General features: G+C 71.7%; 20 protein-coding genes. 8 read left to right on the top strand and 12 right to left on the bottom strand.

Annotation, left to right across the window (positions count from 1 at the left end; genetic code table 11):
- Positions 1 to 242 precede the first annotated feature (242 nt).
- The 3 genes from ACFO60_RS03345 (at position 243) to ACFO60_RS03335 (ending at position 4,126) form a co-directional block, all read left to right on the top strand.
- Positions 243 to 2,432, top strand: coding sequence for a molybdopterin-dependent oxidoreductase (locus tag ACFO60_RS03345; RefSeq protein ID WP_380836651.1), 2,190 nt, complete (start codon positions 243 to 245; stop codon positions 2,430 to 2,432).
- Positions 2,433 to 2,503: 71 nt separating this feature from the next.
- Entirely contained in the window at positions 2,504 to 3,115 is a 612-nt protein-coding gene (locus ACFO60_RS03340; protein ID WP_380836648.1) for an HD domain-containing protein, read from the top strand.
- 135 nt (positions 3,116 to 3,250) lie between these two features.
- A complete protein-coding gene (locus tag ACFO60_RS03335; protein WP_380836646.1) occupies positions 3,251 to 4,126 on the top strand; it encodes a Rieske (2Fe-2S) protein in 876 nt (291 codons plus the stop codon).
- 18 nt (positions 4,127 to 4,144) lie between these two features.
- Here the strand turns inward: ACFO60_RS03335 and ACFO60_RS03330 are convergent, their stop codons facing one another.
- The 4 genes from ACFO60_RS03330 to ACFO60_RS03315 form a co-directional block, all read right to left on the bottom strand.
- The gene (locus ACFO60_RS03330) at positions 4,145 to 4,390 is read right to left on the bottom strand and encodes a hypothetical protein (RefSeq protein ID WP_380836643.1); all 246 of its coding nucleotides are present in this window, start codon (positions 4,388 to 4,390) and stop codon (positions 4,145 to 4,147) included.
- A 12-nt stretch (positions 4,391 to 4,402) separates the two neighbouring features.
- A complete protein-coding gene (locus tag ACFO60_RS03325; protein ID WP_380836641.1) occupies positions 4,403 to 5,158 on the bottom strand; it encodes a sulfite exporter TauE/SafE family protein in 756 nt (251 codons plus the stop codon).
- A 115-nt stretch (positions 5,159 to 5,273) separates the two neighbouring features.
- Positions 5,274 to 6,215, bottom strand: a complete 942-nt coding sequence (locus tag ACFO60_RS03320; protein ID WP_380836639.1) for an SPFH domain-containing protein — start codon at positions 6,213 to 6,215, stop codon at positions 5,274 to 5,276.
- Positions 6,216 to 6,359: 144 nt separating this feature from the next.
- On the bottom strand, positions 6,360 to 7,154 hold the full coding sequence (locus ACFO60_RS03315) for an ABC transporter ATP-binding protein (RefSeq protein WP_380836636.1): 795 nt from the start codon (positions 7,152 to 7,154) through the stop codon (positions 6,360 to 6,362).
- Positions 7,155 to 7,419: 265 nt separating this feature from the next.
- On the opposite strand from ACFO60_RS03315, the gene ACFO60_RS03310 reads away from it, so the two are divergent.
- The gene (locus ACFO60_RS03310) at positions 7,420 to 8,037 is read left to right on the top strand and encodes a hypothetical protein (RefSeq protein WP_380836633.1); all 618 of its coding nucleotides are present in this window, start codon (positions 7,420 to 7,422) and stop codon (positions 8,035 to 8,037) included.
- Here ACFO60_RS03310 and ACFO60_RS03305 read toward each other — a convergent pair.
- Both ACFO60_RS03305 and ACFO60_RS03300 read right to left on the bottom strand, forming a co-directional pair.
- The gene (locus tag ACFO60_RS03305) at positions 8,022 to 8,666 is read right to left on the bottom strand and encodes a response regulator (RefSeq protein WP_380838070.1); all 645 of its coding nucleotides are present in this window, start codon (positions 8,664 to 8,666) and stop codon (positions 8,022 to 8,024) included. The genes ACFO60_RS03310 and ACFO60_RS03305 overlap by 16 nt on opposite strands.
- 23 nt (positions 8,667 to 8,689) lie before the next feature.
- Positions 8,690 to 9,847, bottom strand: a complete 1,158-nt coding sequence (locus tag ACFO60_RS03300) for a GAF domain-containing sensor histidine kinase (RefSeq protein WP_380836630.1) — start codon at positions 9,845 to 9,847, stop codon at positions 8,690 to 8,692.
- 124 nt (positions 9,848 to 9,971) lie between these two features.
- On the opposite strand from ACFO60_RS03300, the gene ACFO60_RS03295 reads away from it, so the two are divergent.
- The 3 genes from ACFO60_RS03295 (at position 9,972) to ACFO60_RS03285 (ending at position 12,345) form a co-directional block, all read left to right on the top strand.
- Positions 9,972 to 10,700: an SDR family NAD(P)-dependent oxidoreductase gene (locus tag ACFO60_RS03295; protein ID WP_380836627.1), complete on the top strand. Its 729-nt coding sequence runs from the start codon at positions 9,972 to 9,974 to the stop codon at positions 10,698 to 10,700.
- On the top strand, positions 10,697 to 11,707 hold the full coding sequence (locus ACFO60_RS03290) for an S-adenosylmethionine:tRNA ribosyltransferase-isomerase (protein ID WP_380836624.1): 1,011 nt from the start codon (positions 10,697 to 10,699) through the stop codon (positions 11,705 to 11,707). Before ACFO60_RS03295 ends, ACFO60_RS03290 begins: the two co-directional genes overlap by 4 nt.
- A gap of 74 nt (positions 11,708 to 11,781) precedes the next feature.
- Positions 11,782 to 12,345, top strand: a complete 564-nt coding sequence (locus ACFO60_RS03285) for a hypothetical protein (protein WP_380836621.1) — start codon at positions 11,782 to 11,784, stop codon at positions 12,343 to 12,345.
- Between the two features lie 378 nt (positions 12,346 to 12,723).
- Here the strand turns inward: ACFO60_RS03285 and ACFO60_RS03280 are convergent, their stop codons facing one another.
- Positions 12,724 to 13,623: a lysophospholipid acyltransferase family protein gene (locus ACFO60_RS03280; RefSeq protein ID WP_380836618.1), complete on the bottom strand. Its 900-nt coding sequence runs from the start codon at positions 13,621 to 13,623 to the stop codon at positions 12,724 to 12,726.
- Positions 13,620 to 14,543, bottom strand: coding sequence for a GNAT family N-acetyltransferase (locus ACFO60_RS03275; RefSeq protein ID WP_380836614.1), 924 nt, complete (start codon positions 14,541 to 14,543; stop codon positions 13,620 to 13,622). Before ACFO60_RS03275 ends, ACFO60_RS03280 begins: the two co-directional genes overlap by 4 nt.
- A gap of 346 nt (positions 14,544 to 14,889) precedes the next feature.
- Between ACFO60_RS03275 and serB the strand changes: the two genes are divergently transcribed.
- Entirely contained in the window at positions 14,890 to 16,116 is a 1,227-nt protein-coding gene (gene serB, locus ACFO60_RS03270; RefSeq protein WP_380836611.1) for a phosphoserine phosphatase SerB, read from the top strand.
- A gap of 60 nt (positions 16,117 to 16,176) precedes the next feature.
- Here serB and ACFO60_RS03265 read toward each other — a convergent pair whose 3' ends face one another.
- From ACFO60_RS03265 to ACFO60_RS03250, 4 genes are all read right to left on the bottom strand, one after another.
- Positions 16,177 to 16,659, bottom strand: a complete 483-nt coding sequence (locus ACFO60_RS03265) for a SixA phosphatase family protein (RefSeq protein WP_380836608.1) — start codon at positions 16,657 to 16,659, stop codon at positions 16,177 to 16,179.
- A gap of 155 nt (positions 16,660 to 16,814) precedes the next feature.
- A complete protein-coding gene (locus ACFO60_RS03260) occupies positions 16,815 to 19,151 on the bottom strand; it encodes a sodium-translocating pyrophosphatase (RefSeq protein WP_380836605.1) in 2,337 nt (778 codons plus the stop codon).
- A 718-nt stretch (positions 19,152 to 19,869) separates the two neighbouring features.
- Positions 19,870 to 20,340: an ATP-binding protein gene (locus tag ACFO60_RS03255; protein WP_380836602.1), complete on the bottom strand. Its 471-nt coding sequence runs from the start codon at positions 20,338 to 20,340 to the stop codon at positions 19,870 to 19,872.
- 2 nt (positions 20,341 to 20,342) lie between these two features.
- Positions 20,343 to 20,693 carry an STAS domain-containing protein gene (locus ACFO60_RS03250; RefSeq protein WP_114029683.1) on the bottom strand — a complete coding sequence of 117 codons (351 nt, stop codon included), beginning with the start codon at positions 20,691 to 20,693 and terminating at the stop codon, positions 20,343 to 20,345.
- Positions 20,694 to 20,814: the final 121 nt, after the last annotated feature.

The raw sequence follows: 20,814 nt of genomic DNA, 5'->3' as shown, positions 1-20,814 counted from the left end.
AGGCGCCGACGGCCCGCGGAGCAAGCCCGCGAACCCGGTCCACGGAGCTGCTCCGCGAAGCCGGTCCGCGGAGCAGCCCCGCGAACCCGGTCCGCGGGCCCGCGGCACGCGCGAGCAGGGGGCCGGGACGCGGGCCGAGGCCCATGACGTACCCGGGCGGCAGAGGGGGCCGCCCGGGCACTTCCTTGATCGCACTCGGAGCGGTAATGATGGGTTCGGTCCTCGAACTCAGGAGGCTCGTCATGCCGCACCGAACCTGTCCGCTCTGTGAGGCCGTGTGCGGCCTGTCGATCGCCCTGGACGGCGACGGCAGGGTGACCTCCGTGCGCGGCGACGACGCCGATCCGTTCAGCAAGGGGTTCATCTGTCCCAAGGGGGCCAGTCTCGGGCGCCTGGACGAGGATCCCGACCGGCTGAGCCGCCCGCTGGTCCGTGAGGGCGCCGAGTGGCGCGAGGTCGGGTGGGAGGAGGCGTTCTCCGTCGCCGAGCGAGGACTCGCGGCCGTGCCCGGCCCGGCGCGGGCGGTCTACCTCGGCAATCCGAACGCGCACACGATGGCGGGGGCACTGTACGGAGCGCCGTTGATCCGGGCGATCGGCACCCGGCAGGTGTACTCGGCGGGCACGGTCGACCAGATGCCCAAGCATGTGGCGGCGGGGCTGATGTTCGGCGACCCGATGAGGATCCCGGTGCCCGACCTGGACCGCACCGGCTACCTGCTCATGCTCGGCGCCAACCCGCTGGAGTCCAACGGCTCGCTGTGCACCGCGCCCGACTTCCCCGGCCGGCTCAAGGCGCTGCGCCGCCGCGGCGGCCGGCTCGTGGTCGTCGACCCGCGCCGCACGCGCACCGCCGCGCTGGCGGACGAGCACGTGTTCATCCGCCCCGGCGCCGACGCGTTCCTGCTGGCCGGCATCGCCCACACCCTCTTCGCCGAGGGCCTCGCCGGCGTCCGCGTCCCGGTGAACGGACTCGCCGAGGTGGAGGCGGCGCTGGCGGCCTTCACCCCCGAGGCGTGCGCCGCGGCCTGCGGCGTGCCGCCGGAGGTGATCGTCCGGCTGGCGCGCGAGCTGGCCGACGCGCCCGCCGCCGCCGTCTACGGACGCATCGGCACCTGCACCGTCGAGTTCGGCACGCTGGCCCAATGGCTGGTCGACGTGGTGAACGTGCTGACCGGCGGCCTCGACCGGCCCGGCGGAGCCATGTTCCCCCGTTCGGCGACCGAGGGCCCGCGGCGGCGCAGGCCGTACGCGACCGGCCGCTGGCACAGCCGCGTGCGCGGCCTGCCCGAGGCCAACGGCGAGCTGCCCGTGGCGACGCTGGCCGACGAGATCGAGACGCCCGGCGAGGACCGCGTCCGCGCGCTGGTCTCGATCGCGGGCAACCCCGTGCTGTCGGCGCCGAACGGCGCGCGGCTCGACCGGGCGCTCGCCGGCCTTGAGTTCATGGTCAGCATCGACCCCTACCTCAACGAGACGACGCGCCACGCGCACGTGATCCTGCCGCCGCCCCGCGTCCTGCAGTCGGGCCACTTCGACTTCCTGCTGCTGAACTTCGCGGTGCGCAACTACGTGCGCTACTCGCCGCCGGTGCTGCCGCTGGAGCCGGGACGCCCGTCCGAGGCGGAGATCTTCGCCCGGCTGGCCATGATCGCCTCCGGGCAGGGCGCGGGCGCCGATCCCGCGCTGCTGGACGAGCTGATCCTGGACCAGACGCTCCGCAAGGCGGTGGACAGGCCAGGGTCGCCCGTCGAGGGACGCGACCCGGCCGAGCTGCGGGCGATGCTCACCGGCGCCACCGGCGCCGAGCTGCGCCTGGACGCGATGCTGCGTCTCGGCCCCTACGGCGATTGGGGCGGCCTCGAGCCGCATGGGGATGGCGCGCAGGGCCTGTCACTGGCGCGGTTGCTGGAGTCTCCGCACGGCATCGATCTCGGGCCGCTGGAGCCGCGTCTGCCGGGCGTCCTCGCCACGGCGTCCGGCGTCGTCGAGCTGGCCCCGAAGGCGATCGTCTCGGACGTCGCGCGGCTGCGCGAGGCGCTCGGCAGGCGGGAGGAGGGCTTCGTGCTCATCGGGCGGCGGCACCTGCGCTCCAACAACAGCTGGATGCACAACGTCGAACCGCTGGTCGGCGGCAGCAACCGCTGCACGCTGCAGATCAACCCGCAGGACGTCGCCGCCCTGGGGCTCGCCGGGCAGGCGGTGATCCGGTCGGCGGTGGGCGAGCTGACCGTCCAGATAGAACCGACCGACACGATCATGCGCGGGGTGGTGAGCCTCCCGCACGGGTGGGGCCACGCGGGCACCTCGCAGCTGGTCGCCGCCAAGCACGCCGGGGTGAGCGCGAACACCCTGACCGACGAGTCGATCGTCGACCCGTTGTCGGGGAACGCGGTGCTCAACGGCGTGCCGGTCACCCTGAAGCCCGTCTGATCCGCTGGAGGCAGAGTGGGAAGGCGCGGGTCTGGGGCAATCGGGGCGTCGCCGGTAATAGGCTGTGGCGCGTGACCACCGTGCCCGATAAGGAACGTCTGCTGGCCCAGGTCGGTTTCGCGGTCGAAATCGACAAACTGAAGCGCGTGCTGCGCCGCAACACCTTGATGGACGGCTCCCGCCGGGAGAACGACGCCGAGCATTCGTGGTATCTCGGCATGCTGGCCATGGTCTTCGCCGAGTACGCGCCGCCCGGCGCCGACCTCGACCGGGTCACCGCCATGCTGCTCGTGCACGACATCGTCGAGATCGACGCCGGCGACACCTTCGTGTACGACCTGACGGCGGTCGAGGTGCAGGAGAAGGCCGAGCGGGCCGCGGCCGACCGCATCTTCGGGCTGCTGCCCGCCGACCAGACCGCCGCCCTGCGCGCCCTGTGGGACGAGTTCGAGGAGCGCCGCACTCCCGAGGCCCGCTTCGCCAAGGCGCTCGACCGGCTCGCCCCGATGATGGCCAACCATCACAACGAGGGCGGCAGCTGGGTGCGCCACGGCGTCACGGTGGATCAGGTGATGGAGAAGGTCGAGATCATCCGCGAGGGGTCACAGGCCCTCGGCGACTACGCCACAGAGATCATCGAACTGTCGGCCGTGCGCGGCCATCTGGCCCGCGTCCGGGCGTAGCCGCCTCCGCGGTGTTCTCTGTGGCCCAAGGGGGGTAGGTCCTCCCTAGGGCGAGAGGGGGCGAAAGTGGAGGAAACGTCTAAGTCCATCAACTCACGACGTCGCACGATCCGGGAATCCCTGAGCCTGGCACGCATGTCACTGCCGGTGGGGGTCACCGATCGCATCGAGCACATGAGATCTCTCGACCGCGTCGTCGTCCCGCTGGCCAAGCTGATCCGGCGCAGGCTGCCGCTCGGCAGCCCGGTCAGAGACCTTCTGCACGGCGTGCCCACCGGCCATCCTCTTCATCCTCCACTGGCCACGGTCAGCCTCGGCTGTTTCACGGCCACGGCGGTGCTCGACGTCATCGACGTGGACCCCCGCGCCTCTGAGGCCGTCCTCGCCACCGGGATCGCCGCGGCGATCCCGGCCGCCGCCGCCGGGTTGACCGACTGGTCGGTGCTGCACCTGGAGCAGCAGCGGGTCGGGCTCGTCCACGTGCTGGTCAACATGGCGGCGCTCGGCCTGTACTCAGGGTCGTTGCTGCTGCGGCTGGCCGGCAGGCACCAGGCCGCGCGGGCGCTCGCCTTCGCCGGTCTGGGCGCGGCGGGCATCGGCGGGAACCTCGGCGGGCACCTGGCCTACCGCATGGCCGCCGGGCCGAGCCACGCCGAGCAGACCACCCACCTGGTGCCGCTCGGCTGGCACGACCTGTGCCGGCTGTGGGACCTGCCCGACGGGCGGCCGGTGACCCGCCGTCTCGGCTACATCCATCTGTTCGTGCTGCGCCACGGCACCGACGTCAAGGTCCTCGCCGACCGCTGCTCGCACCTGGCGGGCCCGCTGCACCAGGGGCGGCTCATCCTCGAGGACGACGAGGCCTGCGTCGTGTGCCCCTGGCACGGCAGCACGTTCCGCCTGGAGGACGGCGGGGTGGTGCACGGCCCGGCGACCGCGCCCCAGCCCTCGTTCGAGGTCAACGTCCGGGGCGACGGCATCGTCCAGGTGCGACCGCGCCAGGTGATCTGAGCCGCGCGGCGGGCGGGCTCAGTCCTTCTCCCGGTCGGCGGCCGGGTGCTCGACGAGCGCCAGGATGCGGCTGGCCATGAAGCGGGCGGTGCGCACCGGCGTGCCGCTCCTGGTCACTTCGCTGACCTCGACGAGCCCTCTGCGGGTCTCGACGTCGACGCGGCGGCCGGCCTTCGTGGCCACGACCTCGTACGTGCGCGGAGTGCCGCCCGCGTCTATGACGATCTCGACCCGGTCACCCTTCATGTCCAGGTAAATACCCACTTATGCGAACGATTACCCGTACACCAGTTTGACAATCGCCACGATTCCCACGCAGACGATCACGCCGCGCAGCACCCGGGCCGGCAGCCGGCGGCCCACCCGCGCGCCGAGGAAGCCCCCGAGCGTGGAGCCCAGTGCCACCAGCAGAGCCGCCCACCAGTCGACCGGCGCGATCAGCACGAACACGACGGCCGCCGTGGAGTTGACCAGCAGCGACAGCATGTTCTTCGCCGCGTTCACCCGTTGCAGCTGCTCTTCGAGGAAGGTGCCGAGCAGCCCGATCAGCACCACGCCCTGCGCGGCGCCGAAATACCCGCCGTAGACGCCGGCGCCGAAGACGCCCAGCCACAGCCACGGCCCGCCGTCCGGGTGAGGCTCGCCCTGCCGCTCGGACAGCCAGGCGTTCAGCCTGGGCTGGACCACGACCAGCACGCAGGCGAGCGCGATCAGCACGGGAACGATCACCTGGAAGGCCCTGGCGGGCAACTGGAGCAGCAGCAGGGCGCCCACCAGCGAACCGAACACCGAGGCCACGCCGAGCCGCATCAGCCGCCGCCGCTGGCCCTTGAGCTCGTCACGGTACCCGAGCACGCCCGTCACACCGCCGGCCACGAGCCCGACATTGTTGGACACGTTGGCGACGATCGGCGGATAGCCCAGCGCCAGCAGCGTCGGGAAGGTGATCAGCGAACCCGACCCGACGACGGCGTTGATGCCCCCGGCCGCGACCCCGGCCGCGAGGACCGCGACGACCTCAGACGGTGTCAAGACCCCACCTTTCGTACGGCTCCGCCCGATGTTAGGCGGCAACCGTACCCACCCCGCGCCGGGGGCTCACCGCGCGCTCCTCACCGCGCCGCGGGAAGGCCTGGGACCTGAGAGGTCAGTGTGCCTCGCGGGCCGAGTTGCGGTTGGCCGAACCGTCCCTGGGCGGGGTGAACAGCCCACCCAGGCCTTCCAGCACCCTGCCCATCTCGGACGGGATGATCCACACCTTGTTGGCGTCGCCCTTGGCGATCTCGGGGAGCGTCTGCAGGTACTGGTAGGCGAGCAACTGCTGGTCGGGATTGCCCTCGTGGATGGCGCGGAACACCATCGCGATGGCGTCGGCCTGGCCCTTGGCGCGCATGGCCTGCGCCTCGGCGTCGGCCTGGGCGCGCAGCACGGCGGCCTCCGCCTCGCCGCGGGCCTTCAGGACCGCGGCCTGGCGCTCGCCCTCGGCGGTCAGGATCGCCGACTGCTTCTGGCCCTCGGCGGACAGGATGGAGGCGCGCTTGTCGCGGTCGGCCCGCATCTGCTTCTCCATCGAGTCCTGGATGGACGCCGGCGGGTCGATGGCCTTCAACTCGACGCGGTTGACCCGGATGCCCCATTTGCCGGTGGCCTCGTCCAGCACGCCGCGCAGCTCGGAGTTGATCTCTTCGCGGGAGGTCAGCGTGCGCTCGAGGTCCATGCCGCCGACCACGTTGCGCAGGGTGGTGACGGTGAGCTGCTCGACTCCGGTGAGGAAGTTGGCGATCTCGTAGGTGGCGGCCCTCGGGTCGGTCACCTGGAAGTAGATGACGGTGTCGATCGACACGACCAGGTTGTCGGAGGTGATCACCGGCTGCGGCGGGAAGGACACCACCTGTTCGCGCAGGTCGACCATGGTCTTCACCCCGTCGATGAACGGCACGACGATGTTCAGGCCCGGGGTCAGGGTGCGGTGGTAGCGCCCCAGTCTCTCAATGATGAACGCCTGCGCCTGGGGGACGATGCGGATGGTCCGATATAACGCGAACCCAGCGACGGCTACCACGACCATGGCGACGACGAGCTGTGTCATGAGCCAACTCCGACCCGAAGAAACCGATGAGCCCCCCGCCGGAATGCTATTTGGTTTTCCCTTTACGCGTCCGTCATCCGCGCAGGGCGATCGATATCGATCACAAATCGCCCAGGCGCGTTCGCCATATCCCCGTTCGCCCGGTCAGCCCGGCAGCGCGCGGGCGTACCAGCGGCCGTCCATGCTGCGCTCGAGGCTCAGCGGCACGCCGAACGTGCGGGACAGGTTGTCCGCGGTCATGACGTACTCGATCGGGCCCTGGGCGACCACCGAGCCGTGCCGCAGCAGCAGCACATGGGTGAACCCGCTCGGCACCTCCTCCACGTGGTGGGTGACCAGCACCATCGTCGGAGCGGCGGCGTCGTGGGCCAGCGCGGACAGCCGGCGCACGAGATCTTCGCGGCCGCCGAGGTCGAGGCCGGCGGCGGGCTCGTCCAGCAGCAGCAGCTCGGGGTCGGGCATGAGGGCGCGGGCGATCTGCACGCGCTTGCGCTCGCCCTCCGAGAGCGTGCCGAACTTCCTGCGGATCAGGTGGGCGCAGCCGAGCTGGTCGATGAGCTCGACGGCGCGCGTGACGTCACCGGAGTCGTACTCTTCGTTCCACCGGCCGAGGATCGCGTAGGAGGCGGTGAGCACCAGGTCGATGACCTTCTCCTCCGGGGGCACCCGCTCGGCGAGCGCCGCGCTGGCGAGGCCGATGCGCGGGCGCAGGTCGAAGACGTCGGTCTGGCCCATCCGCTCGCCGAGGATCTCGACCGAGCCTTCGCTCGGGTACAGGAGCGCCGCCGCGACCTGGAGCAGTGTCGTCTTCCCCGCGCCGTTCGGGCCGATGACCACCCAGCGCTCGTCCTCCTCGACGGTCCAGTCGATGCCCCGCAGCAGGGCCGCGCCATCTCTGCGGACGGCGACGTCCTGGAGCCGAAGCACCTGACCACCCATCCCGGATACCTCCTGACATGATCGTCCGGAGCGCCCCGTTCATCGGGAGCGCCCCGGCTTCACCGGGCGAGTCGGTCCGCCCAGTGTCCCTCCGGACCAAACCTATTGCAGCATCAGCGCATATCGTGGATCGGTGCACCCCGATTCACCGATCTCCGCCACCTTGGTCGCATGGGGCAACGCTTGGCTTGCCGGACATGTCGGCCTGGACGAGGCTGTCGACCGGCTCGAGCGCGCTGCGGGACCCCAGGTGGTGGCGAGCGAAGTGACCGAAGTCTCTCTCCGGGGGTTCCTCGCCGACCTGCGCGTGGAGGGAGTCGGCGCCCTGCGCCTGTCCCTGCCCGCGGCCGGCGACCCCCTCGGGCTGACCGGGCCGCCCTCGTTCACCATGGCCGCCGTCGAGGCCGGGCAGGCCGCCACCGCCGTGTTCCCTGGCCGGTGCCTCGGCCTGATCCCCGGGCCCGACCGCCGCGGGTCTTCGTACGAAGGCGTCCGCTGGACCGTCATGGAGGCCGAGCCCACCCCGCCGGACGTCCCCGGCCTCGCGGAGGCCGAGCACGCGCTGACCTCCGCCATGCGCGCGGCCACCGACGCCCTCACGAGGGTCGACGGCCCCGGCAGAGGCCAGCCGTCGATCAGGACGGCCGACGACGGCCTCGCCCCCGGCTATCCCGCCCGCGCCCACCGGGTGGCCGCCCTGACGGCCCGGCTGGCCTCGGTGCTGCGCCTGGCCGACGAGCGAGGGCTCACGGCCGAGCAGGTCGCCGTGCGCGGCCAGGCGCTGCGCGACCTCGACCGGGCCGTCCGGCGCGCCCGCGTGGCCGCTCACAACGCCATCATCGAGGCCAGGAACGTGCGGGACGACGCTCAGGCCAGGCCGTGACGGACGGCGTACAGCGCCGCCTGCGTGCGGTCCTGCACGCCGAGCTTCATCAGCACGTTCGAGACGTGGGTCTTGACGGTCTTCTCGGCCACGACGAGCCGCCTGGCGATCTCTCTGTTGGACCGGCCGGAGGCGATCAGCTCGAGCACCTCCCGCTCGCGGTCGGTGAGCACGGCGATCGACCCGGGCCCCGCGGCGGGCTCGCCGGCTCCGCCGCACGGCGCTGACAGCACGGCCTCGGCCGCGTCGGGCGCCAGCACCACCTGGCCGCCGTGCACCGAGCGGATGGCCTGCACGAGGGCGGCCGGCTCGACGTCCTTGTACAGGAAGCCCGAGGCCCCGCCGCGCATCGCGGGCGCCACGTCCTCCTTGTCGCTCACCGAGGTCAGCACGATCGCGCGCACGCTCACCCCGAGCGCGGACATCTCGCGCAGGGCGCCGAGGCCGTCCAGCACGGGCATCTTCAGGTCCAGCAGCAGCACGTCCGGCGCGAGGGCCCCTGCCATGTCCACCGCCTCGGCCCCGTTCGCGGCCTCCCCGACGACCTCCAGATCGTCCTGGAGGTCGAGGAACGTGCGCAGGCCCTGGCGCACGACGGGATGGTCGTCCGCGATGAGCACCCTGATCATCGCCGTCCCCGCGCCGGCCGGGCTCACGTCGGCACCTCCAGCCGGACGAAGGTCCCCTCGCCCGGCTCCGACGTCACCGTCAGCGTTCCGCCCACCGACTCGGCCCGGTCTCTCATCGACACCAGTCCAAGGCCCCGGGAGGCCGGCGCGCCGTCCGGGAAACCGCGCCCGTCGTCCCTGACGTCCAGCTGGACGCGCCTTCCCTCCACTTCGAGGCACACCTCGATGGACGAGGCGTCCGCGTGCCTGAGGGCGTTGTGCAGGGCTTCCTGGGCGACGCGCAGCACGGTCATCTCCGCCTCGGGCGGCAGGTCGCCGAGGGCGCGGGACGCGAAGGTGATCGCGACGGGGTGGAGGCGGTCGAGCACGGCCACGTGCTTGCGCAGCGTCTCGGCCAGCCCGTGGCGGCCGAGCTCGGCCGGGCGCAGCTCGACGATCGCGGCCCGCAGCTCGGTGAGAGCCTCCCCCGCCAGCCGCTGCACCCGGCCGATCTCGGCCGCCGCCCGCTCGGGATCGGCTCGCACCAGGGAGCTCGCGGCCTGGGCCGTGAGGCGCAGCGAGAACAGCTTCTGGGTCACGGCGTCGTGCAGCTCGCGGGCCATGCGCGTGCGCTCCTCGACGACCGTCAGCTCGCGGCTCCGCTCGTACAGGCGGGCGTTGGTCAGCGCGATCGCCGCGTGCGCGGCGAACAGCGTGAGCAGATCCTCGTCCTGGCTCGTGAACCCGCCCGGCGTGCGCTTGTCGGCCAGGAAGATGATGCCGAGCACCAGGTCGCCGTCGCGGATCGGCACCCCGATGAAGTCCTTGAGCACCGGATGGGCGCTCGGCCACCACTCGAACCTCGAATCCTCGCGGATGTCGGGCAGCCGCACCGGCGAGGCGTCCTTGAGCATCGCGGCCAGCATGCCGTGCTGGCGCGGGAGCGGGCCGATGGCCTCCCACTGCTTGTCGCTGACGCCCTCGGCGACGAACTCCGCGAACGCGCCGTCATCGTCGGGCACGCCCAGAGCGGCGTACCGCGCGCCGAGCAGAGCGCGGGCCGAGCGCACGATGACCTGGAGCACCTCGCGGACCGACAGGTGCCGCGTGACGGCGAGCACGGCCGAGCTGACGGCCTGCAGCACGGCATCGAGCTGTTCGCCGCCCGGCACGTCGCCCGGGATGGCCGGTTCCGTCGTCACGCCCACAATCTAAGCGCGCGGGCCGCCGGAGCGGCTCGGCCGATGGTCCTAGGCCAATGAGCCCATAGGGAGACCGGTCCGCGGCCCGATGCCGGACGCGGCGCCCGTTCCTAGCGTCGCCCTCATGGCACACGACATCGCAACGACGACGCGCCCAAGCACCGCCGCCGTACCCGCCGGCCCGGCCGGTGGCGCGCCCACCGCCCTGGTGACCGGAGCGTCGCGCGGCCTCGGCCTCGCCCTGGCCCGCGCGCTGGCCTCCGACGGCTGGCGCCTGATCATCACCGCGAGGGACGCGGCCGGCCTCGCCGAGGCCGCGCGGCAGACCGGCGCCACCGCCCTGGCCGGCGACGTCGCCGACCCGGTCCACCGCGACCGCCTGGCCAAGGCCGCGCACGAGCTCGGCGGCCTGGACCTGCTGGTGAACAACGCGAGCACGCTCGGGGCCGTCCCGCTGCCCCCGCTGGCGGCCTACCCCCTGGACGCGCTCACCGACGCTCTCGCGACCAACGTCGTCGCGCCGCTCGCGCTGATCCAGGCCACGCTGCGCGGGCTGCGCGAACGCGGAGGCGCGGTGATCAACATCTCGTCGGACGCGGCGATCGGGGCCTACGAGGGCTGGGGCGGGTACGGCCTGACCAAGGCCGCGCTCGACCACCTGTCCCATGTGCTCGCCGTCGAGGAACCCGGCATCGCCGTGTGGTGGGTGGACCCCGGCGAGATGCGCACGCGCATGCTCGCCGACGCCCTCGGCGAGGAGGAGGCGTCGCACGCGGCCGACCCCGCCACCGTGGCGCCGTTCCTGGCCGACCTGGTCAAGCGGCGGCCCGGCAGCGGGCGGGTGACCCGGTGATCGCCTTCGACCTCCCCCCGGTGCGCGAGGCGCACGAGCCGCCGGAGGCCCGAGGGCTGGCCCGCGACGCCGTCCGCCTCATGGTCAGCGGCACCGACACCGGGTCGATCACCCACCACGCCTTCACCGGCCTGCCGGACCTTCTCCGGCCCGGCGACGTGCTCGTGGTCAACGACTCGGCGACGCTGCCCGCGGCCGTCCCGCTGGACCGGCTCGCCGTCCACTTCTCCACCGAGCGCGAGGACGGCTCGTGGCTGGTCGAGCTGCGGAGCCGCACCCGGGGCACGACGACCCCGTACGCGGGCGGCCGTCCAGGCGAGTGGCTGCCCCTGCCCGGAGGCGCCACGCTCCGCCTGCTGGAGCGCGAGACGTCCCGGCTGTGGCGGGCGACGCTCGACCGCGACGTGCCCGCCTACCTCCAGGAGCACGGGATGCCGATCCGCTACTCCTACGTCGGGCAGGACTGGCCGCTGTCGGACTACCAGACCGTCTTCGGGGTGCGCCCAGGGAGCGCCGAGATGCCGAGCGCCGGGCGGCCGTTCAGCCACGAGCTGGTCACCGCGCTGGTCGGCAGGGGCATCGTCGTCGCCCCGATCACCCTGCACACCGGGGTCGCCTCGCCGGAGAAGGACGAGCCGCCCTACCCCGAGCGCTTCGCCGTCCCCGCCCCGACCGCGCGCCTGGTCAATCAGGCGGGGGGACGCGTCATCGCGGTCGGCACCACGGTCGTGCGGGCCCTGGAGACGGCGGCCGACCACACGGGCGAGGTGCACGCCGCCGAGGGGTGGACCTCGCACATCGTCACCCCGGCGACGGGGGTGCGGGCGGTGGACGGGCTGATCACCGGGCTGCACGAGCCGCGCTCCAGCCACCTGCTGATGCTGTCGGCCATCGCGGGCGAGGATCTGCTCGCCCGGTCGTACGAGGAGGCGTTGCGAGAAGGCTATCTGTGGCACGAATTCGGTGACCTGCACATGATCATGCCGTATCAATTCCGCATAAAGTGATGCACAAGGACGCTTAAAGGCGATAGTTCGATGCAGAACCACGTCATCACAGTCACTTCAACGGGAGATCACCCATGCGCCGGCACCTCTCCGCACTTGCCGCCCTCACGCTCGCAGGGGCCCTGGCAAGCGCCTCACTCGCCGTTCCCGCGACGGCGGGCACCGTCGCGGTCACCACCGCTCCTGCCAGCGCCACGCACGTCGCGGCGGCCCCGCAGTCCCCGCTGTCCACCCGGGTCCTCTGGAATCGCACCGTGCGCCGCGGCGGCGCGATCACCTACTCGCTCAAGAGCACCAACAAGGGCGAGTGGCCGACCGACGTCGCGGGCGTGTTCGGCATCATCCCCAAGGGCGCCGCCAAGGTCCGCGTGATCAGCAAGGCGTCGGCGACGTACTGCGCCATCGAAAAGCGCGAGCTGTTCTGCGTCTTCGACACGCTCAAGCCCGGCCGCTCCACCAGCCTCAAGGTGCGGGTGTGGCTGAAGAACAGCACCAAGGGCACCGCCGTCGCGCAGTTCGGCAGCTACTCGATCGACGTCCCCCCGGGCGTGGACATCACCAACGAGGACGAGCTCGCGCGGCTCGACATCCAGGATGACCTGCGGTACGACAGCTTCAAGACCAGGATCATCCGCTAGCACCACCAGGAACGTCCGCCGGCACCACGCGGACATCCATCGGCACTACGGGGGACGTCCGCCGGTATCCGTCGGCACCACGGGGGACGTCCGCCGGTACCGCGCGAACGCCCGCCGGTGCCGCGGGGAGTGGCCGCCGGCCCCGAGCCGCGCCCGGCCGGGCGTGCGGGAGCCTTCGGCAGGCCTGTCCCGTCCGGAAAGATCGATCACCCGCGCCAGGCGGCCGCCCCACCGACCGGCGCGGGGTTCCGCGTCCGAACGCCCCTTGCCTTCCGCGCGACGCCTTCCATGCGACGCCTGTTCCGTGCGACGCCTGCGGTGATGGCGTTGCGTTGACGACCCCTGCGGACGAAGCGCCGGTGGCGAGACCGGTCAGGGCTAGGCCGCGACGGGGACGTGATCGTCCTGGCGCACGTGGTCGCCCAGCACCGTGGCCTGGGCCAGGCCCGCGAGAGCGCGCCTGGTGAGGCCGCCCGTGTGCGCGATGACGGGGAAGACCGTCACCTCGACGACGAGCCCCTTGGCCGAGACCACCCTGGCCAGGGAGGCCGGCAAGGTGTCGTCGCCGACGAACGCCGGGCCGGTCGCCAACTGGCCCGCCCGGTCGCGGAACCGCAGCGCCACCGGCCTGACCGGGGCGCCCGCGTCGATCGCGGCCTGGAACACCGCGCGGCGGAACGGCCCGCCGCGCCTGCCGCACCAGGTGGTGCCCTCGGGGAAGGCCACGACGGACCGTCCGGCGCGCAGCGCGTCCGCCAACGCCCGCACGGTGCCGGGCAGAGCCGACAGGCGCTCCCTGTCGATGAAGATCGCGCCGGACGCCGCCACCAGAGAGCGGATCAACGGCCATGCGGCGATCTCACTCTTGGCCAGCGCCAGGCATGGGGTGATCGCCGCGACCACGATCGGGTCGAGCCAGGAGATGTGGTTGGCGACGAGCAGCACCCCCGCACCGCGGCGCTCCCGTTCGGCCGCGGCCCCGGGCTCCGGCGCCGCCACCGGTGTCAACGCGGCGCCGCCCAGCATGGTGTATCCCTGACGGACCTCCAGTCGCACGCCGAGCACGCGCAGGAAGACGCGGCACCAGACCATCGTCACGACGTCCGCCCGCGTGCCGCCGAGCGCGCGGACGGCCAGAGCGCAGGGAAGGCCCGCCAGCACCACCGCGACGGCTCCGAGCAGGCGTGACAGGCGCAGCAGCGGCCCGGCGGGCTCCGGCGGAGCCGAGACGCACGTCGCGACCGTGCACGGCGCCACGGGCAGCCACCCGCCGCTCACCCCGCCACTCCGAGGAAGTGCCGCAGGTAGCGGGTGTCGATGTCGGCCAGTGAGAGCAGGACGAAGAAGTCGGCCGTCCCGAACATCGGATCGTGGGCCGGCGCGCCGCAGATCCACGCCCCCAGTCTCAGATAGCCGCGCAGCAGCGGCGGCACCACGAACCGCTCCGGCCGGGCCACGCCCTCGCCCGTCCAGGGCGTGTGCGGCGTCACCCGGTACCGCTCGGGGCCGAGGCCGACGCCGTCCAGCACGCCCGCGGCCGTCGCTCCGCCGTCGTCCAGCGGCACCGAGCAGCACCCGCCCAGCCAGGTGAAGCCCCCGGCGACCATGTACCGCGCGATGCCCGCCCACATCAGGCCGATCACGGTGCCGTTGCGGTGGCCGGGGTGGACGCAGGTGCGCCCCACCTCGACCATTCCGCCGCGGATTCCGCGCAGCGCCGACAGGTCGAACTCGCCGTCGGAGTACAGCCGGTCCGCCCGCCCGGGCGCGAGCATGCGGTAGGTGCCGACCACCGTGTCGCCCGAGCGCACCAGCAGGTGGTCGCAGTAGGCGTCCAGCCGGTCGACGTCAAGGCCGGAGATCGGGGAGTCCAGCACGGCGCCCATCTCCTCCGCGAACACCTGGTACCGCAGCCTCTGGGCCTCCCGCATGCCCGCGGCGTCCGCGGCCACCTCGACGGTGTAGCGGCCGCGCGCGTCGGTCAGCGCTCCCGGCCCGATGCCCGGCCGGGGCCACACCGGAAAGTCGCCGTGCCGGGCGCCCGGCCGTCCCGGGATGAGCCGGTCCTCCCGGCCGGCCACCGAACGCGGATCGACGAGCGGCCCCTCCTGCCCCGCGGCGGGGACGGGCCGGAGGAACGGGCCCTCCCCGCCGGCGACCGGGCGGGGATCGAGGAACGGCCCCGCCTGCCCGGTCACGGGGCCGGGATGGACGAGGGATCCCTCTGTCCGACGGCAGGGCCGGGGTGGAGGAGGGAATCCTCCTGCCCGGCGGTAGGGCCGGGGTGGAGGAGCGGATCCTCCCGCTGCTCGGCGCCTGTCGGGGAGTGGGCGAGAGATGTCCGCTGCCGTGCGCTGGACCGCGCACCGGGCCGGACAAGAGGATCATCGACGCTTCCGCCACGGACCTCACTGGCGACCACCTCGGTCATGGGCATGCCTCCTCCTGTGCACGACCCATGAAGACATGGGGAGATGGCCATCGGCCGTCCGTATGGTGAACCGCTTGCACGCGCACTCTGAGCGGTCGGTAGCGTTGTCCGCGATGAAGCAGCGCACGCTTTTGATCACACTGACCGGCCCCGACCGACCCGGAGTGACCTCCCGGTTGTTCACCGTGCTGGCCTCCTTCCCCGTGACCGTGGCCGACGTCGAGCAGGTCGTCATCCGAGGCCGGCTGGTGCTCGGCGTCCTGGTCGCCTACGCCGGCGGTCCGCCGACCGGCACCGGCGGCACGCTCGGCGCCATGTGGGCCGCCGTCGAGCGCGTCGCGGAGGACCTCGGCATGGAGGTCGAGCTCACCACGGGGTCCGACCTCAAAGAGAAGCGCCGCCGAGGGCGCCTCCACGTCACCGTCCTGGGCAATCCGCTGCAGCCGGCCGCCCTGGCGGGCATCGCGGGCCGCATCGCCGCCGCCGGGGCCAACATCGACCGCATCGAACGGCTCGCGCACCTGCCGATCACCTGCATCGAGCTGGCGATCTCGGGGGCCGATCCGGCCGCCCTGCGCACCGCGCTGACCGCGGAGGCCGTGCTCCAGCAGGTGGACGTCGCGGTCCAGCGTTCCGGCCTGCATCGCAGGGCCAAGCGGCTGATCGTCATGGACGTCGACTCCACGCTCATCCAGGCCGAGGTCATCGAACTGCTGGCCGCGCACGCCGGATGCATGGACGAGGTCGAGAAGATCACCACTGCGGCCATGCGCGGCGAACTCGACTTCGCCGCCTCCCTGCGCGAGCGCGTCGCCCTGCTGGAAGGGCTGCCCGAGCAGGTCTTCGAGCGGGTCCGCAAGGAGGTCGTGCTCACTCCCGGCGCCCGCACGCTGGTACGCACGCTGAAGCGGCTCGACTACCGCTTCGCCATCGTCAGCGGCGGCTTCACCCAGATCACCGACTCGCTGGTCACCGATCTGGGCATCGACTACTCGGCCGCCAACACCCTTGAGGTCGTGGACGGCAAGCTCACCGGGCGCGTGGTCGGCGAGATCGTCGACCGTCCCGGCAAGGCGCGGGCGCTCGAACGGTTCGCCCAGCAGGCGGGCATCCCGATCAGCCAGACCGTGGCCATCGGCGACGGCGCCAACGACCTTGACATGATCACCGCCGCCGGCCTGGGCATCGCGTTCAACGCCAAGCCCGTGCTCCGGCAGGCGGCCGACGCGGCGGTGAACGTCCCCTATCTGGACGCGATCTTGTACTTGCTCGGCATCTCTCGCGAGGAGGTGGAGGCCGCCGACGCCGAGGACGACCTCGGCCCACACCCCACCGGCTGACGGTCCCATCGGGCCCGCCGGACGTCCTCGGGCCACCACCCCGCTACGGCAGGGCCGCCGTCAGCGGTCCTTCGGGGTCCAGCGGCTCACCATGCGGCAGTCACCGGGCCCCACCTCTGCCCAGGGGCCGGTTTCCAGTACCGCGAAGGCCCCGGGCGGGAAGCCGTCCTCGTCACGCGACAGCGTGAGATTCAGGACGAGCTCGTGCACCCCCGGGTTGTGCCCCACCAGCAGCAGCGTGGACACCTCGCCGTCGGTACGGCCGATCAACTCCAGCAGTTCGTCCGGATACGCCTCGTAGATCTCGCTCTCGACATGGATGGGGGCCTCCGAGGCCAGGCCGTCCAGCGCGAGCTCGGCCGTGCGCCTGGTGCGGGCGGACGGGGAGCACAGCACCAGCTCGGGAGCCAGCCCGAGCTGTCTGAGCGTCTCGCCGGCCCGCTCGGCGTCGCGTTCGCCGCGATCGGTGAGGGGACGTTCACGGTCGGCCAGCCCAGGCACGTGCGCGGCCTTGGCATGTCTCAAGACGATGAGCGTGTTCACTCCCCCAACTATCCCATTACACGCGTACGGCTACCGCCCTGCTCGGGCGGTAGCCGTACTCCGTCATGCCACGACTTTGACCGTCACACCTCGGCGGTCATGTCTCGGCCCTCACACCTCGGATCAGGTCCGGGCGGTCACGCCGTGGCCGGTCGTCAGCTCGACACCTTCTCGGTCTCGACCTGCTCGGCGGGCGCGCCGCCGGCCGGGGCGATGCTCGTCGAACGCCGCTTGGAGACGATGATGGCGCCCACGACGATCGCGACGGTGACCACCGTGACGCCGATGCGCAGCGGCACGTTGTCGGCGTAGGTCACGACGGCCGGGGCGATGAGCAGGGCCACGAGGTTCATGACCTTGATCAACGGGTTGATCGCGGGGCCGGCGGTGTCCTTGAACGGGTCACCCACGGTGTCACCGATGATCGTCGCCTCGTGGGCGGGCGAGCCCTTGCCGCCGTGGTGGCCGTCCTCGACCAGCTTCTTCGCGTTGTCCCAGGCGCCACCGGAGTTGGCCAGGAACACCGCCATCAGCGTGCCGCAGGCGATCGCGCCCGCGAGGTAGGCGCCGAGGGGCGCGTACCCGAGGGCGAAGCCGACCGCGATCGGCGTCATGACGGCGAGCAGACCCGGCGTGGCGAGCTCACGGAGCGAGTCGCGGGTGCAGATGTCCACGACGCGGCCGTAGTCGGGCAGCTCTTCACCGGTCATGATGCCCGGCTTGGTGCGGAACTGCTCGCGGACCTCGAACACGACCCGTCCCGCCGCGCGGCCGACGGCGCTGATCGCGAGGCCGGAGAACAGGAACACGACCGCGGCGCCGATGATCAGGCCGACGAGCACGTTGGGCGCGTCGACGCTGAGGCTGAACGAGCTGAACGAGCCCAGCGCGTCCTTGACGCCCGCGCTCGCCACGGCGAGCTGGCCTTCGACCGCCGTCCGGAACGAACCGAACAGCGCGGTCGCCGCGAGCACGGCCGTCGCGATCGCGATGCCCTTGGTGATCGCCTTGGTGGTGTTGCCCACCGCGTCGAGGGAGGTGAGGATGCGGGCGCCCTCGCCCTCGACGTCGCCCGACATCTCGGCGATGCCCTGCGCGTTGTCGGAGACCGGGCCGAAGGTGTCCATGGACACGATCACGCCGACGGTGGTGAGCAGGCCGGTGCCGGCCAGGGCCACCGCGAACAGCGCCACGGTCACGTTGCCGAAGCCCAGCAGGAACGCCCCGTACACCGCGCCGCCGATGAGCAGCGCCGAGTAGACCGCCGACTCGAGGCCGACGGAGATGCCGGACAGGATGACGGTGGCCGGACCGGTGAGCGAGCTCTCGCCGATCTCCCTGACCGGGCGGCGGTTGGTCTCGGTGAAGTAGCCGGTGAGCACCTGGATCGCGCTGGCCAGCACCAGGCCGATGAGGACGGCGCCGATGGCGATCAGCCGCGGGTCGGAGCCGAGGCCGGCGATCGCCGGGCTGACGTCGTTGAGCTGCGAGAACGAACCGGGCAGGTAGACGTAAGCCGCGACGGCCACCAAGATGGCGGAGATCGCCGCCGAGATGAAGAAGCCGCGGTTGATCGCCGCCATGCCGTTGCGGTCGCCGCTGCGCGGCGCGGTGGTGAAGATGCCGATGATCGCGGTGAGCACACCGATCATGGGCACGATGAGCGGGAAGACCAGGCCCTCGGTGCCGAAGGCGGCCTTGCCCAGGATGAGGCTCGCGACCAGCATGACCGCGTACGACTCGAACAGGTCGGCCGCCATGCCGGCGCAGTCGCCGACGTTGTCGCCCACGTTGTCGGCGATGGTGGCGGCGTTGCGCGGGTCGTCCTCGGGAATGCCCTGCTCGACCTTGCCGACCAGGTCGGCGCCCACGTCGGCCGCCTTGGTGAAGATGCCGCCGCCGACTCGCATGAACATCGCGAGGAGCGCGGCGCCGAAGCCGAAGCCCTCCAGAACGCTGGGGGCGTCGCCCTTGTAGACGAAGACGACGATCGCGGCGCCCAGCAGGCCGAGCCCGACGGTGAACATGCCCGCCACACCACCGGTGCGGAACGCGATGCGCATCGCGGGCTTCTCACCGCCCTCACGGGCGGCGGCGGCCACGCGGACATTGCCTCGCACGGCCAGCCACATACCCATGAATCCGGTCAACGCGGAGAATGCCGCACCGACCACGAAGAAGACCGAGCGGCCGATGGCGACGCCGGTCGACGCGGACGGTAGAAGAAGCAGCAGGAACGGGATGAGCACTACAAACAGCGCAAGCGTTCTGAACTGTCGCGTTAGATACGCGGCGGCGCCTTCCTGGACCGCTCGCGCGATGTTCTGCATTCGTTCGGTGCCTTGACCTGCGGCGAGCACCTCGCGTACGAGGCCGCCCGCGACAGCGAGCGCCAGCAACGCCACCGCGGCCACCACGACCACGATGGTGAGATGGGAGCCACTAAGGGATACCGCTGCGGCGTCGTCAGCGGCGAGATTGAGCCTAGACATCCGTCCTCCTCGGCCAGACGGGTAGGTCCATGCCCAGACCGCGCTGCGAGTCAGTCGGGGGGCGGCGCGAATCCGAGCTGGATTGGCAGTGCCGCTTCCGGTAGCGTCCGCAGACCTTCCCGCAGGGCGACGTTGATCTGCGGGGACAAAACCTTGGCCGGTGCCGGGAGTCTACGCAGGCACAGGCCAGATATGAAGCCTCTTCCGCCAGCCAATTGGGGACCAGTCCAGTAAGCTGCGCGGCTTTGCCCAGCAACAACGTGGTTTTCCCTGTGTCAGAGCGTACGACGCCCGGATTACGGACAGCCATTCCTTGCCCATCTGTTATGTCCCTAAACCGTCACCGACGTGCTGGAACACAACAACGGCGGTCGCGGGAAGGGTGCTCGGACGCTCGGCTACAGAAGCCGGGAGGCGCGCGGACTCGGCCACGATCGCGAGAACGGCGCTCGGACGCCCGGCTGAGAGCGCGCGGACGCTCGGCGACGGTCGCGGGAAGGGGGCTCGGACGCTCGGCGACACCACCGGGAGGGCACGCGGACTCGGCCACGATCGCGCGAAGGACACTCCGGCGCCCGGCTAAGGGCGCGCGGACGCTCGGACGCGGTCGCGGGGTGAGCGGCTCGGCGAACGGCCGGGAGGAAGACACCCGGCGGGCCGCCTGAGGGGAGCCTCAGGTGGCCGCTACGAGCGGGAAGCAGTCTCCGGGGTCCACCACTCAGGTGGTGGCGAACCCGGTGGCGGCGGCGGGCCAGCTCATCCTGATCCGCAGTCCTTTGGCACTCGGATACACCTCGACGTCATCGGCCAGCGCGGCGATGACGGCGATGCCGAACCCGGACATCAGCGTGTCGGCGGGGAGCAGGCTGGCCAACGCGGTGCCGTTGACGGCCGTCGGCAACTCGTCCTCGTCCTTGTATGCCTGTTCGAGATCGTCGCTCGGTGCCGAGTCGGTGACAGTGACCTCGAAGCGCCCTGAGTCGTCGCACAGCTCGATGCGGATCGGCTCGCCCGGGCAGTGGACGCGATGTGCCTCCACTGCCCGCGAGCAGGCCTCACCCACAGCGAGCCGCACCTCGTCCAGCAGGGCCTCCGCGACTCCGGTGCGGCGCGCGATGGCCGTTGCGACCAGCCGCGCGGTGCGCACATGAGCCGGAAGTGCACTGAACGTCAGCTCGACGGTGGCCATGACTACTTGTCTCGGCCGTGAGCTTCCTTGGCCTCTTCGACCGAGGCGTAAATCCCGAAGACCTTCGTCAGACCGGTGATCCGGAAGATCTTCAGGATGCGCTCCTGCGTGCAGACGAGCTCCAGGGAGCCGTCGTGCGCACGAACGCGCTTGAGCCCGCCGACCAGGACACCGAGTCCGGTGGAGTCCAGGAAGTCCACCTTCTCCATGTTGACGAGAAGGTGGAAGTTCCCCTTGTTGACCAGGTCGATCAGCAGCTCTCGCAGCCTCGGCGCGGTATAGACATCGATCTCACCCTCGACTTCCACGATGGTGAGTCGGTCTTCAGTGTGGTGGTCCAACTTCAGATCCACAGATCCTCCAGCGCCTTGCCTGCTGAGTCCACGACGAGGGGTCTGACATGCTGGGACCCCAAGTCCCAGCGCGCAATACCCTGACGCGCGGCATTCAACCACGCCCCGTCTTCGTGTCTAT

This window comes from Sphaerisporangium dianthi (assembly GCF_042654065.1).
In the GTDB taxonomy this organism is placed as follows: domain Bacteria; phylum Actinomycetota; class Actinomycetes; order Streptosporangiales; family Streptosporangiaceae; genus Sphaerisporangium; species Sphaerisporangium dianthi.
This window is presented reverse-complemented; position numbering and strand designations above follow the sequence as displayed.

Bases quoted from the DNA above. Each gene is read 5' to 3' on its own strand.
- serB (WP_380836611.1), top strand. From the start codon at position 14,890: ATGAAGCAGCGCACGCTTTTGATCACACTGACCGGCCCCGACCGACCC.
- ACFO60_RS03255 (WP_380836602.1), bottom strand. From the start codon at position 20,340: ATGGCCACCGTCGAGCTGACGTTCAGTGCACTTCCGGCTCATGTGCGC.
- ACFO60_RS03315 (WP_380836636.1), bottom strand. From the start codon at position 7,154: ATGGGTGGTCAGGTGCTTCGGCTCCAGGACGTCGCCGTCCGCAGAGAT.
- ACFO60_RS03260 (WP_380836605.1), bottom strand. From the start codon at position 19,151: ATGTCTAGGCTCAATCTCGCCGCTGACGACGCCGCAGCGGTATCCCTT.
- ACFO60_RS03295 (WP_380836627.1), top strand. From the start codon at position 9,972: ATGGCACACGACATCGCAACGACGACGCGCCCAAGCACCGCCGCCGTA.
- ACFO60_RS03285 (WP_380836621.1), top strand. From the start codon at position 11,782: ATGCGCCGGCACCTCTCCGCACTTGCCGCCCTCACGCTCGCAGGGGCC.
- ACFO60_RS03305 (WP_380838070.1), bottom strand. From the start codon at position 8,666: ATGATCAGGGTGCTCATCGCGGACGACCATCCCGTCGTGCGCCAGGGC.
- ACFO60_RS03345 (WP_380836651.1), top strand. From the start codon at position 243: ATGCCGCACCGAACCTGTCCGCTCTGTGAGGCCGTGTGCGGCCTGTCG.
- ACFO60_RS03335 (WP_380836646.1), top strand. From the start codon at position 3,251: ATGTCACTGCCGGTGGGGGTCACCGATCGCATCGAGCACATGAGATCT.
- ACFO60_RS03320 (WP_380836639.1), bottom strand. From the start codon at position 6,215: ATGACACAGCTCGTCGTCGCCATGGTCGTGGTAGCCGTCGCTGGGTTC.